The sequence below is a fragment of the Enterobacter sp. ENT03 genome, from assembly GCF_019218745.1.
Classification (GTDB): domain Bacteria; phylum Pseudomonadota; class Gammaproteobacteria; order Enterobacterales; family Enterobacteriaceae; genus Enterobacter_D.
The window spans coordinates 45168-58156 of record NZ_JAHUXA010000015.1 but is presented as its reverse complement, the minus strand read 5'-3'; the positions used below and the strand labels follow the sequence as shown (position 1 = coordinate 58156).

Genomic DNA, 12989 nt, shown 5'->3' with positions numbered 1-12989 from the left:
GTTTTGCGGAAGCAATGAGGATCGGGCCTTGCGCCTGAAAATGTAGCGGAGAGAGAACATGGCGGGGAATGACCGCGAGCCTATTGGACGCAAAGGCCGACCAGCGCGTCCGGTAAAAGAGAAAGTAAGCCGTCGTCGTCTCAGAGATGAGGACGCGGATGATTATGATGATGAGGACGACGAACCGATGCCGCGCAGGGGTAAAGGCAACGGGAAAAAGCCGCGTGGCAAACGTGGCTGGTTCTGGCTGCTGGTAAAAATTGGCCTTGTTATTCTTGTGCTGCTGGCGATGTATGGCCTGTATCTCGATCAGAAGATCCGTAGCCGCATCGACGGCAAAGTCTGGCAGCTGCCTGCCGCCGTTTATGGCCGCATGGTGAACCTCGAGCCGGATATGGCGGTCAGCAAAACCGAGATGGTGAAGCTGCTGGAAGCCACGCAGTACCGCAAGGTGACGGCGATGACCCGTCCTGGCGAGTTTACCGTGCAGGCGAACAGCATTGAGATGATCCGCCGTCCGTTTGATTTCCCGGACAGCAAAGAGGGCCAGGTGCGCGCGCGTCTGACCTTCAGCGGCGATCGTCTGGAAACCATCGAGAATATGGAAAACAACCGCCAGTTCGGTTTCTTCCGCCTCGATCCGCGGCTGATCACCATGCTCTCCTCGCCGAACGGTGAGCAGCGCCTGTTTGTGCCGCGCAGTGGTTTCCCGGATCTGCTGGTGGATACGCTGCTGGCTACCGAAGACCGCCATTTCTATGAGCATGACGGCATCAGCTTCTACTCCATCGGGCGTGCGGTGCTGGCGAACCTGACGGCAGGACGCACGGTGCAGGGGGCGAGTACGCTCACCCAGCAGCTGGTGAAAAACCTGTTCCTGTCCAGCGAACGCTCGTATGGCCGTAAAGCGAACGAAGCTTATATGGCGCTGATCATGGATGCGCGCTACAGCAAAGACCGCATTCTTGAGCTGTATATGAACGAGGTGTACCTCGGTCAGAGCGGCGACAACGAAATTCGCGGCTTCCCGCTGGCGAGCCTGTATTACTTCGGGCGTCCGGTGGAAGAGCTGAGCCTTGACCAGCAGGCCCTGCTGGTGGGTATGGTGAAAGGCGCGTCCATTTACAACCCGTGGCGTAATCCGAAACTGGCGCTCGAGCGTCGTAACCTGGTGCTGCGTCTGTTGCAACAGCAGCAGGTTATCGATCAGGAGCTTTACGACATGCTGAGCGCCCGTCCGCTGGGCGTACAGCCGCGCGGTGGCGTGATCTCCCCGCAGCCAGCCTTTATGCAGATGGTGCGTCAGGAGTTGCAGGCGAAGCTGGGCGATAAAGTGAAAGATCTCTCCGGCGTGAAGATCTTCACCACCTTTGACTCGGTCGCGCAGGATGCGGCTGAGAAAGCGGCGGTGGAAGGTATTCCGGCACTGATCAAGCAGCGTAAGCTGACCGATCTGGAAACCGCGATGGTGGTGGTCGATCGCTTCAGCGGTGAAGTCCGCGCCATGGTTGGCGGGGCGACGCCGCAGTTCGCCGGCTATAACCGTGCGATGCAGGCGCGTCGTTCTATTGGCTCACTGGCAAAACCGGCGACCTATCTGACCGCGCTGAGCCAGCCGAATCAGTACCGTCTGAATACCGTGATCGCCGATGCGCCGATCTCTCTGCGCCAGCCGAACGGCCAGGTGTGGTCGCCGCAGAACGATGACAAACGCTTCAGCGGCCAGGTGCTGCTGGTGGATGCGTTGACCCGTTCGATGAACGTACCGACGGTTAACCTCGGGATGGCGCTCGGTCTGCCAGCGGTCACCGATACCTGGCTGAAGCTGGGTGCGCCGAAAGAGCAGCTGCATCCGGTGCCGTCCATGCTGTTGGGGGCGCTGAACCTGACGCCGGTGGAAGTAGCACAGGCGTTCCAGACCATCGCCAGCGGCGGTAACCGCGCGACGCTCTCCGCGCTGCGTTCGGTGATTGCCGAAGACGGTACTGTGCTGTATCAGAGCTTCCCGCAGGCAGAGCGCGCCGTACCTGCGCAAGCGGCGTACATGACGCTGTGGACCATGCAGCAGGTGATCCAGCGCGGTACCGGGCGTCAGCTTGGTGCGAAGTATCCGGGCCTGCATCTGGCGGGGAAAACCGGTACCACCAACAATAATGTCGATACCTGGTTTGCCGGCATCGACGGGCGCGAAGTGACCATCACCTGGGTGGGCCGCGACAATAACCAGCCGACCAAACTGTACGGCGCAAGCGGGGCGATGGCGATCTATCAGCGCTATCTGGCGAACCAGTCGCCGTTCCCGCTGGAGCTGACCGCGCCGGAAGATATTGTCGATATGGGCATTGATGATGCGGGCAACTTTATGTGTGCTGGCGGCAGTTCGCGCACCATTCCGGTGTGGACCACCAACCCGGACGCGTTGTGTCAGCAGAGTCAGGCGTTGCAGCAGTCGAACAATCCGTTCGATCAGTCTGCACCAGCCCAGCCGCAGCAGCCTCAGCAACAGCAGCAGCAACCGCCGCAGCAGGAAGAGAAAAGCGACGGCGTAGCGGGCTGGATCAAGGATATGTTCGGCAGTAATTGATTTACTCGCCCCTCACCCTAACCCTCTCCAATTGGCAGAGGGCCGGGTGAGGGGTTTTTATCATCCCATCCCAACAACTTTTTAACCCCTCGCTAACCGCTTACTCTTCATCTGGTTATTTCTTAAACCCTTAATTCTCGTAGGGGCGCATAACCCTTGCTTTCAAGCCGGGTGCTCGCATAATATGCTGCGGTCATAATAATAATTATCGTTTACGTTATCATTCATCCCATTCCAGAGAGACACACAATGGCGCGTCCAGAAACGGCTCTGCCGGTCAATTCTTCACTGCGTAAGATCGCAGTCATGGTCGCTACCGCCCTCGGCGGTATGTCATTTTATGCACATGCAGCACCTCAAGAAGACACCATCACGGTGACCACCTCCGCCGCACCGCAAGAAAGCGCGTGGGGCCCGGCACCGACGATAGTGGCAAAACGTACCGCAACGGCGACTAAAACCGATACGCCGATTGAAAAAACGCCGCAGTCGATTTCGGTGGTGACAAACGAAGAGATGCAAATGCATCAATCGAAATCGGTTAAAGAAGCCCTGGGCTATACGCCTGGCGTGGTAGTGAGTAACCGTGGCGCATCCAGCACGTACGATTTCGTCAGTATTCGCGGATTTACCTCAGTCGGCCTGAGCCAGAATAACTATCTGGATGGCATGAAACTGCAAGGTAACTTCTACAATGACGCCGTGATTGATCCTTACATGCTTGAACGTGTTGAGCTTATGCGTGGGCCGACGTCGGTTCTTTACGGCAAAAGCAATCCAGGCGGCATTATTTCGATGGTCAGCAAACGCCCGACCACCGAGCCGTTACGTGAAGTTCAGTTCAAGATGGGCAGCGATAGTCTTTATCAGACAGGCTTCGATTTTAGCGATGCACTGGATGACAACGGTGAATTTTCGTATCGCTTAACTGGTCTTGCGCGCGCGAGTAACGAGCAGCAAAAAGATGCTGAGCAGCAGCGTTACACCATTGCGCCGTCGTTCTCCTGGCGTCCGGACGATAAAACGAACTTCACGTTCCTGTCCTATTTCCAGAACGAGCCAGAAACAGGTTATTACGGATGGTTGCCGAAAGAGGGTACCGTACAACCTCTGCCGAACGGTTCACGCCTGTCGCCCGATTTTAATGAAGGGGCGAGTAACAACACCTACTCCCGCAACCAAAAAATGGTTGGCTACAGTTTTGAGCATGGCTTCAACGATACCTTTACCGTGCGTCAGAACCTGCGCTTTGCCGAAATGAAGACTTCTCAGCGCAGCGTTTATGGCACAGGGATTTGTTCTGCTAACGCGTTTAACGCACCGTGCCAGGCCATTGCGCCAGCCGATCGCGATCATTATCTGGGGCGTGGCACCGTCGTGGATAACGAACGCCTGCAAAACTTCAGCGTTGATACGCAGTTGCAAAGCACCTTCGCCACTGGCGCTATGGATCATACCTTGCTGACCGGTGTGGATTTCATGCGGATGCGTAACGACATCAATGCCACCTTTGGCACGGCGCCAGTGATTGATCTTTACAACCCGCAACAGCTGGACAATTTTGATTTCGGCGGCGCGGCACCTTATCAGCTCAATGAAACCAAACAAACCGGCATTTACGTTCAGGATCAGGCGGAATGGGATAAATGGGTCTTCACGCTTGGCGGTCGTTATGACTGGTCGCAGCAGGGCACGACCGTGCGCGAAGACGGCGGTTCTATTGAACGTAATGACCACCAGTTTACCTGGCGTGGTGGTGTGAACTACCTGTTTGATAACGGAATTACACCTTACGTCAGTTACAGTCAGTCTTTCGAGCCTAACGCTTTTGACCTCTACAGCACACCGCGTATGGCCTTTGCGCCTTCGAAAGGCGAGCAGTATGAAGCGGGCGTGAAATACGTCCCGAAAGATCTCCCTGTCGTTATGACGGCCGCGGTCTACCATCTCACCAAGACCAATACGCTAACCACCGATCCGAACAATGCGAACCTGCAAGTTCCGTCAGGTGAAGTCCGTTCTCAGGGCGTAGAGCTTGAAGCCAAAGCTGCGGTGAACGCCAATATCAACGTCACGGCCTCCTACACCTATATCGACGCTGAATATTCCAAAGATACCAATCTGAAAGGTAACAGCGTGGAGCAGGTACCCAAACATATGGCTTCCCTGTGGGGTGATTACACCTTCAACGACGGTGCGCTGTCTGGGCTGACTCTGGGAACCGGCGGACGTTTCATTGGTTCCAGCTATGGCGATCCGGCTAACACCTTCAAAGTGGGTAGCGCAGCCGTGATGGACGCGGTGGTGAAATACGACCTTGCGCGCTTCGGCATGGCAGGTTCAAGCCTCGCGATGAATGTGAATAATCTGCTCGATCGTGAATACGTTTCCAGCTGCTTCCAGACTTATGGATGCTTCTGGGGTGCGGAACGTCAGATTGTCGGTACCGCAACCTTCCGCTTCTAATCTCCTTTTGGGCACGGCTTGCCGTGCCCTTTTTACAAGTTGGCGCTATGCAGGAAAACAACTCCCATCCCGATACCACGTTTCGTCTTACCGATGTCGCCTTCCGCGTGCCAGGTCGCACGCTGCTGCATCCGCTGTCGTTAACCTTCCCGGTGGGCAAGGTGACCGGTCTTATCGGTCATAACGGTTCCGGTAAATCCAGCCTGTTGAAAATGCTTGGCCGCCACCAGCCGCCGTCCGCTGGCGACATTTTGCTGGACGGGCAACCGCTGGACAGCTGGAACAGCAAAGCCTTTGCCCGCAAGGTGGCCTACCTGCCGCAGCAACTGCCGCAGGCGGAAGGCATGACCGTGCGCGAACTGGTGGCGATTGGGCGTTATCCCTGGCATGGCGCGCTGGGCCGCTTTGGCGTTGCCGACCGGGAAAAAGTCGATGAGGCCATTACGCTGGTAGGGTTAAAACCGCTGGCGCAGCGACTGGTGGACAGCCTCTCCGGCGGCGAGCGTCAGCGGGCGTGGATCGCCATGCTGGTGGCGCAGGACAGCCGTTGTCTGTTGCTCGACGAGCCGACCTCGGCGCTCGACATCGCCCATCAGGTGGATGTGCTGGCGCTGGTGCATCGCCTCAGTCAGCAGCGCGGCCTGACGGTAATTGCCGTGCTGCACGACATTAATATGGCGGCGCGTTATTGCGATTTTCTGGTGGCGCTGCGCGGCGGGGAGAAGATCGCCGAAGGCACGCCGGAATCACTGATGCGCGCCGAGACGCTGGAAAAAATCTACGGTATCCCGATGGGCATTCTGCCTCACCCGACAGGGGCTGCACCGGTGAGCTTTGTTCTCTGATGACTGACGTAAACCTGTTTAGCCGTCGCCGTTTGCTGACGGCCATGGCCCTGTCGCCGCTGCTGTTGAAAATGGGCAGCGCACGAGCGGCGGCGGTGGATCCGCACCGTATTGTCGCCCTTGAGTGGCTGCCGGTAGAACTGCTGCTGGCGCTCGGCATCACGCCCTATGGCGTGGCCGATGTCCCCAATTACAACCTGTGGGTCAACGAACCGGCGCTACCCGACTCGGTGATCGACATTGGCCTGCGCACCGAGCCGAACCTCGAACTGCTCACCCAGATGAAACCCTCGTATATGGTCTGGTCCGCCGGCTATGGCCCGTCAGCGGATGTGCTGGCGCGTATTGCGCCGGGCCGGGGATTCACCTTCAGCGACGGCAAAAAACCGCTCACCATGGCGCGCCACTCGCTCCAGGAAATGGCGCAGCTGATTGGCCGCGAATCTGCGGCGCGAGCGCATCTCGCGGAGTTCGACGCCTTTATCGACACCATGAAACCGCGCTTTGCGGCGCGGCGCGGCAGGCCCTTGCTGATGGTCACGCTGCTGGATGCGCGGCATATGCTGGTGTTCTGCCCGAACTGCCTGTTCCAGGCACCGCTCGACGTCTTCGGCATTCCCAACGCCTGGCAGGGGGAAACCACCTTCTGGGGCAGTACGGCGGTCGGTATTGACCGACTTGGCGAGTTTAAAGACGTTGATGTGCTCTGTTTTGATCACGGTAACGAACGGGAAATGCAAACGCTGATGGCGACCCCGCTGTGGCAGTCGATGCCCTTCGTGCGCGCCGGGCGTTTTTATCGCGCGCCCGCGGTGTGGTTCTACGGTGCCACGCTGTCGGCAATGCATTTTGTGCGCGTGTTGGATAACGTGATGGGAGGCCAGGCATGAGCCGTCGTATCGCGCCTTTCCCGGCGGTGCTGCTTGCGGTGTTGTTTATCGTCGCCCTGGGCCTGACGTGGAATAACCTCAACGCCGGGCTGCCCCGTGCGCAGTGGCAACAGGGTTTCTGGCAACCGGACATTAATTCGATTGAGCAGATGCTGTTCCATTACAGTCTGCTGCCACGGCTGGCGATTTCGCTGCTGGTGGGCGCAGGACTGGGACTGGTGGGCGTGCTGTTCCAGCAGGTGCTGCGTAACCCGCTGGCGGAGCCGACCACGCTCGGCGTCGCTACCGGTGCGCAACTGGGGATCACCCTCACCACGCTATGGTCGATGCCGGGCGTGATGACCACGCAGTTTGCCGCACTGGCCGGGGCCTGCATCGTGGGCGCGCTGGTGTTTGGCGTCGCCTGGGGCAAACGCCTCTCACCGGTGACGCTGATCCTCGCGGGGCTGGTTGTCAGCCTGTACTGCGGGGCGATCAATCAGCTACTGGTACTGTTTCACCACGATCAGCTGCAAAGCATGTTCTTGTGGAGCACCGGCACGCTGACGCAGACCGACTGGAGTGTGGTGCAGCGCCTGTGGCCGCAACTGCTGGGCGGCGTGCTGTTAACGCTGTTGCTGTTGCGGCCGCTGACGCTGATGGGGCTGGATGACGGCGTGGCGCGTAACCTGGGCCTTGCGCTGTCCCTCGCCAGACTTGGCGCGCTGATGCTGGCGATTGTGCTCAGTGCGCTGCTGGTCAACGCGGTCGGCATTATCGGTTTTATTGGCCTGTTCGCGCCGCTGCTGGCGAAAATGCTCGGCGCGCGGCGTCTGCTGTCGCGACTGCTACTTGCGCCGCTGATTGGCGCGCTGATCCTCTGGCTCTCCGATCAGGTGGTGCTCTGGCTGATGCGCGTGTGGATGGAAGTCTCCACCGGATCGGTGACGGCGCTGGTGGGCGCACCGCTGCTGCTGTGGCTGTTGCCACGTCTGAAGAGCATGAGCGCGCCATCGATGGACGGCGGCGATCGTGTAGCCACTGAACGCCAGCATGTGCGCTTGTTTGCGCTGGCTGGCGTCATCGTGTTGCTGCTTGGCATGACGGCGGCGCTGTCGTTAGGACGCGATGCGCAGGGCTGGCACTGGGCGAGCGGCTCGCTGCTCAATGAACTGATGCAGTGGCGCGCGCCGCGTATTCTGGCGGCGCTGACGGCGGGCGTGATGCTGGCGGTGGCCGGGTGTATTATCCAGCGCCTGACCGGCAATCCGATGGCCAGTCCCGAAGTGCTGGGCATCAGCTCCGGCGCGGCCTTCGGCGTGGTGGTGATGCTGTTCTTTGTACCGGGTAATGCCTTTGGCTGGCTGTTGCCTGCGGGCAGTCTGGGGGCGGCGGGCACTCTGCTGATCATCATGCTGGCCGCCGGGCGCGGGGGATTCTCGCCGCACCGCATGCTGCTGGCGGGGATGGCGCTCAGTACCGCTTTCACGATGCTGCTGATGATGTTACAGGCGAGCGGCGATCCGCGCATGGCGCAGATCCTGACGTGGATCTCAGGTTCCACGTATAACGCGACGATGCAACAAGTAATGTGGGCGATGGTCGCCACTGTCGTGCTGCTGGCCCTTACGCCGCTGTGCCGCCGCTGGCTGACTATTCTGCCGCTGGGCGGTGAAACCGCACGTGCGGTGGGGGTGGCGCTCACGCCGTCGCGCGTAGGGCTGTTGTTGCTGGCATCCTGTCTGACCGCCGCTGCGACCATGACTATCGGCCCGCTGAGTTTTGTCGGCCTGATGGCACCGCATATCGCGCGTATGATGGGCTTTCGCCGCACAATGCCGCATATGGTGATGTCTGCCTTAACGGGGGGATTACTGCTGGTGTTCGCGGACTGGTGTGGACGGATGATCATGTTCCCGTACCAGATCCCGGCCGGGCTGCTGTCGACCTTTATCGGCGCGCCGTACTTTATCTATTTGCTACGAAAGCAAAGCCGGTGAGAAATGTCGGGTGGCGCTTCGCTTACCCGACCTACGCAAAATTTGTAGGCCGGTGTAAGCGAAGCGCCACCCGGCATAACAACATTTACAGCATTGTAGGCCCGGCAAGCATGCGCCGCCGGGCACAATAACAACCATTACAGCTGCGCAAACACCTTACGCGCCGCATCAATCGTTTTATTAATATCTTCTTCACTGTGCGCCACGGACATAAAGCCCGCTTCGAACGCCGACGGTGCCAGGTAGATACCTTCTTCCAGCATCAGATGGAAGAAACGCTTAAAGCGCTCCACGTCGCACTTCAGCACATCCTGATAGCAGGTCACTTCGGGCGCGTCGGTGAAGAAAATACCGAACATACCGCCAACGTGGTTCACGACCAGCGGCACACCGGTTTCCTGCGCCGCATCCAGCAGACCATTTGCCAGACGGGTGGTCAGATCGGTCAGGGTTTCGTGCACGCCAGGCTGGGAGACTTCCGTTAAACAGGCATAGCCTGCCGCCATGGCAATCGGGTTGCCGGACAGCGTACCCGCCTGATAAACCGGGCCGGTCGGGGCCAGCGCCTCCATCACATCACGACGACCGCCAAAGGCACCCACCGGCATACCGCCGCCGATGATTTTGCCCAGACAGGTCAGATCCGGCACCACATCGTAGTAAGACTGTGCGCCCGCCAGCGCCACGCGGAAGCCGGTCATCACTTCGTCGATGATCAGCAGCGCGCCAAATTCATCGCACAGCGCACGCAGGCCCGGCAGGAAGTCCGGCTGCGGCGGAATGCAGTTCATGTTGCCCGCTACCGGTTCGACGATGATGCAGGCGATCTCCTGCGGGAACTCTTCGAACGCGTCGCGCACGGAGGTCAGATCGTTATAGGTGCAGGTCAGGGTATGCTTCGCAAAGTCGGCCGGAACGCCTGGCGAATTCGGCTGGCCGAGGGTCAGCGCGCCGGACCCCGCTTTCACCAGCAGGCAGTCGGCGTGACCGTGGTAGCAGCCTTCGAATTTGATGATTTTGTCGCGGCCGGTGAAGCCACGCGCCAGACGGATCGCGCTCATGGTGGCTTCGGTACCGGAGTTCACCATGCGCACCATGTCCATGGTCGGCACCAGTTCGGTGACCAGCGCCGCCATTTTTACTTCCATTTCGGTCGGCGCGCCGAAGCTCAGGCCGCGCTCCGCGGCCTCAATGACTGCGTTGCGGATCGCCGGGTGGTTATGCCCCAGCACCATCGGTCCCCAGGAGCCGACATAATCCACGTAGGCTTTGCCATCGGCATCGTACAGGTAAGCACCATCCGCACGCTCAATAAACAGCGGCGTGCCGCCGACGCCGGTAAACGCGCGTACCGGCGAGTTTACGCCGCCGGGGATGAGTTTACGTGCGGCGCTATAGAGGTCTTGAGACTTACTCATAAGTGAGTTCCTGGTTCGTGGAAAAAGGATTTATCGGCCATTCTAAAGTATTCGCCAAAGGTTATAAAAGTTTCGCCCGATGGAAAGGGCACTTTTGCGAGCATTTTTATTGCCACCAGGGCGGTACGCAGGTTTAAAATAGGCCAACTCATTTGTGTGACGAATAATTTAAGCCACTATGAAAGCAGAAAATTCTTCATTCCGTACACAACAACTGGTGCGTTTACGGCGGGGCGATCTGATCCGCCGTCTGTTGCAGCGCGACAAAACGCCGCTGGCGATCCTGTTGATGGCAGCGCTGGTCGGCACCCTCGCGGGTCTGGTCGGCGTGGCGTTCGAGAAAGCAGTAAACGGGGTGTCAAACATGCGCATTGGTACGCTGGCGCAGGTAGCGGATCGCGCCTGGCTGGTGTGGCCGCTGGCCTTTGTACTGTCGGCGCTGCTGGCGATGGTTGGTTATTTTCTGGTGCGACGCTTTGCGCCGGAAGCGGGCGGCTCGGGTATACCGGAAATAGAAGGCGCGCTGGAGGAGTTACGCCCGGTACGCTGGTGGCGCGTATTGCCGGTCAAATTCATCGGCGGTTTGGGTACGCTCGGTGCGGGCATGGTACTGGGGCGGGAAGGGCCGACGGTGCAGCTTGGTGGAAATGTTGGCCGTATGGTGCTGGATATTTTCCGCATGCGCAGCGCCGAAGCCCGCCACACGCTGCTGGCTACCGGCGCGGCAGCGGGGCTGTCGGCGGCGTTTAACGCGCCGCTGGCGGGCATTTTATTTATCCTCGAAGAGATGCGCCCGCAGTTTCGCTACAACCTGATTTCCATCAAAGCCGTATTTACCGGCGTGATCATGTCGAGCATCGTGTTCCGCATTTTTAACGGCGAAGGCGCGGTGATTGAAGTCGGCAAGCTGGCGAATGCGCCGGTCAATACGCTGTGGCTTTATCTTGTGCTCGGCATGGTGTTCGGCTGCGTCGGACCACTGTTTAATTCGCTGGTGCTGCGCACGCAGGATATGTTCGCCCGGCTGCACGGCGGTGAGATCAAAAAATGGGTGCTGATCGGCGGTCTTATCGGCGGCCTGTGCGGTGTGCTGGGACTGATCGTGCCGGAAATCGCTGGCGGCGGTTTTATGCTGATCCCGATTGCTGCTGCCGGAAATTACGCAGTGGGGATGCTGCTGTTCATCTTTGTTGCCAGGGTGATCACCACATTATTGTGCTTTTCGTCGGGCGCGCCGGGTGGGATTTTCGCACCGATGCTGGCGCTGGGTACGCTGTTAGGTACAGCGTTTGGCATGGCCTGCGCCGGGCTGTTTCCGGCTTATCATCTGGAGGCGGGCACCTTTGCTATCGCCGGGATGGGCGCGCTGCTGGCGGCTTCCGTGCGTGCGCCGCTCACCGGCATCGTGCTGGTTCTGGAAATGACCGACAATTATCAGCTCATATTGCCAATGATTATTACCTGTCTTGGCGCAACACTACTGGCACAATTTTTAGGCGGCAAACCGTTATACTCGACGATCCTCGCCCGCACGCTGGCAAGACAGGAAGCTGACCTTGAGGCAAAGACCCACGCGCAGGCATTCAAGGAGAATACTTGAACGATTTACCAGGGTATTAGATAATAATTTAAAGATCGGGTTAATTTTTGCCCGCATCGCCGTATCAATGGGAGCAAAAAATGAGTGATGAAGTAGCACTGCCGCTGCAGTTTACCGAAGCAGCAGCCATAAAAGTAAAAGACCTGATCGCAGACGAAGAAAACCCGAACCTCAAGCTGCGCGTCTACATTACCGGCGGCGGTTGCAGCGGCTTCCAGTACGGTTTCACCTTTGACGATCAGATTAACGATGGCGACATGACCATTGAGAAATCCGGTGTGGCGCTGGTGGTGGATCCGATGAGCCTGCAATATCTGGTGGGCGGTGCGGTGGATTACACCGAGGGTCTGGAAGGATCGCGCTTTGTGGTCACCAACCCGAACGCCAAAAGCACCTGCGGGTGTGGGTCGTCATTTAGCATTTAATTTGCGCTGTTGCCGGGCGGCGACGGCGTCTTGCCCGGCCTGTAAAACATCATCACACTATTTTGAAGTCGTTGTAGGCCCGGTAAGCGTAGCGCCACCGGGCGAAGCAGGGCAGTTCCAGGCCCGGTAAGCATCGCGCCACCGGGCAATATCATTTCCTACCGCGGATTATCATCCAGCGCAAACGTCGGCAGCTTCAGATGCCAGCGGATCGCCGCCAGACGAATGGCGAGCGTCACCACCATCCCAATCATACTGGCCGTTTCCAGCGGTACGCCGAAGGTGTAAAACGCCGTCGCATGCACGATGCCGCCGATAATGCAGGCCGTGGCATAAATTTCGGTACGCAGGATCATCGGGATTTCACGGGCCAGCATATCGCGGATAATCCCGCCGCCCACGCCAGTCACCACCCCCATACAAATCGCCACCAGCGGCCCGGTTCCGGCCATAAAGGCTTTATTCACGCCAATGCCTACGAATACCGCTAACCCTACGGCATCGAACACCGGCAGCACCCATTTCGGCAGGCGCCGCGGCTGGCGAACTAAAAGAATCGTTAACAGGCAGGTGACCATGGCGATCACCAGATCGGTAGGATCTTTGACCCAGAACACCGGGCCGTGATCCAGTGCCATATCGCGGATGGTGCCGCCACCGACAGCGGTGACCACGCCCAACACCAGCACGCCAAAGGGATCCATGCGCAGTTTGCCGGCAAGCAGAACGCCGGAGATGGCGAAAACGGCGGTGCCGATAATATCCAGCCAGTAGACAAGCAT

The 12989-nt window shown here is 58.8% G+C and carries 9 protein-coding genes; 7 read left to right on the top strand and 2 right to left on the bottom strand.

Annotation, left to right across the window (positions count from 1 at the left end; all coding sequences use genetic code 11):
* Positions 1-58: 58 nt before the first annotated feature.
* From mrcB to fhuB, 5 genes are all read left to right on the top strand, one after another.
* Positions 59-2584, top strand: coding sequence for a bifunctional glycosyl transferase/transpeptidase (mrcB, locus tag KW828_RS17040; protein WP_218337509.1), 2526 nt, complete (start codon positions 59-61; stop codon positions 2582-2584).
* A 249-nt stretch (positions 2585-2833) separates the two neighbouring features.
* The gene (fhuA, locus tag KW828_RS17035; protein ID WP_218337508.1) at positions 2834-5050 is read left to right on the top strand and encodes a ferrichrome porin FhuA; all 2217 of its coding nucleotides are present in this window, start codon (positions 2834-2836) and stop codon (positions 5048-5050) included.
* Between the two features lie 47 nt (positions 5051-5097).
* Complete coding sequence (gene fhuC, locus KW828_RS17030; RefSeq protein WP_218337507.1) at positions 5098-5895, top strand: Fe3+-hydroxamate ABC transporter ATP-binding protein FhuC; 798 nt, start codon at positions 5098-5100, stop codon at positions 5893-5895.
* Positions 5895-6785 carry a Fe(3+)-hydroxamate ABC transporter substrate-binding protein FhuD gene (fhuD, locus tag KW828_RS17025; protein WP_218337506.1) on the top strand — a complete coding sequence of 297 codons (891 nt, stop codon included), beginning with the start codon at positions 5895-5897 and terminating at the stop codon, positions 6783-6785. The genes fhuC and fhuD overlap by 1 nt, the downstream gene beginning before the upstream one ends.
* Positions 6782-8764 carry a Fe(3+)-hydroxamate ABC transporter permease FhuB gene (gene fhuB, locus KW828_RS17020; RefSeq protein WP_218337505.1) on the top strand — a complete coding sequence of 661 codons (1983 nt, stop codon included), beginning with the start codon at positions 6782-6784 and terminating at the stop codon, positions 8762-8764. The genes fhuD and fhuB overlap by 4 nt, the downstream gene beginning before the upstream one ends.
* A 137-nt stretch (positions 8765-8901) precedes the next feature.
* Here the strand turns inward: fhuB and hemL are convergent, their stop codons facing one another.
* Positions 8902-10182: a glutamate-1-semialdehyde 2,1-aminomutase gene (gene hemL / locus KW828_RS17015; RefSeq protein ID WP_218337504.1), complete on the bottom strand. Its 1281-nt coding sequence runs from the start codon at positions 10180-10182 to the stop codon at positions 8902-8904.
* Between the two features lie 178 nt (positions 10183-10360).
* Between hemL and clcA the strand changes: the two genes are divergently transcribed.
* Both clcA and erpA read left to right on the top strand, forming a co-directional pair.
* Positions 10361-11782, top strand: coding sequence for a H(+)/Cl(-) exchange transporter ClcA (clcA, locus tag KW828_RS17010; protein WP_218337503.1), 1422 nt, complete (start codon positions 10361-10363; stop codon positions 11780-11782).
* A gap of 80 nt (positions 11783-11862) precedes the next feature.
* Entirely contained in the window at positions 11863-12207 is a 345-nt protein-coding gene (erpA, locus tag KW828_RS17005) for an iron-sulfur cluster insertion protein ErpA (protein WP_088220864.1), read from the top strand.
* A gap of 158 nt (positions 12208-12365) precedes the next feature.
* On the opposite strand, the gene KW828_RS17000 is transcribed toward erpA, so the two are convergent.
* Positions 12366-12989 (bottom strand): TRIC cation channel family protein, encoded by a 624-nt coding sequence (locus tag KW828_RS17000; protein WP_218337502.1) that lies wholly within the window; start codon positions 12987-12989, stop codon positions 12366-12368.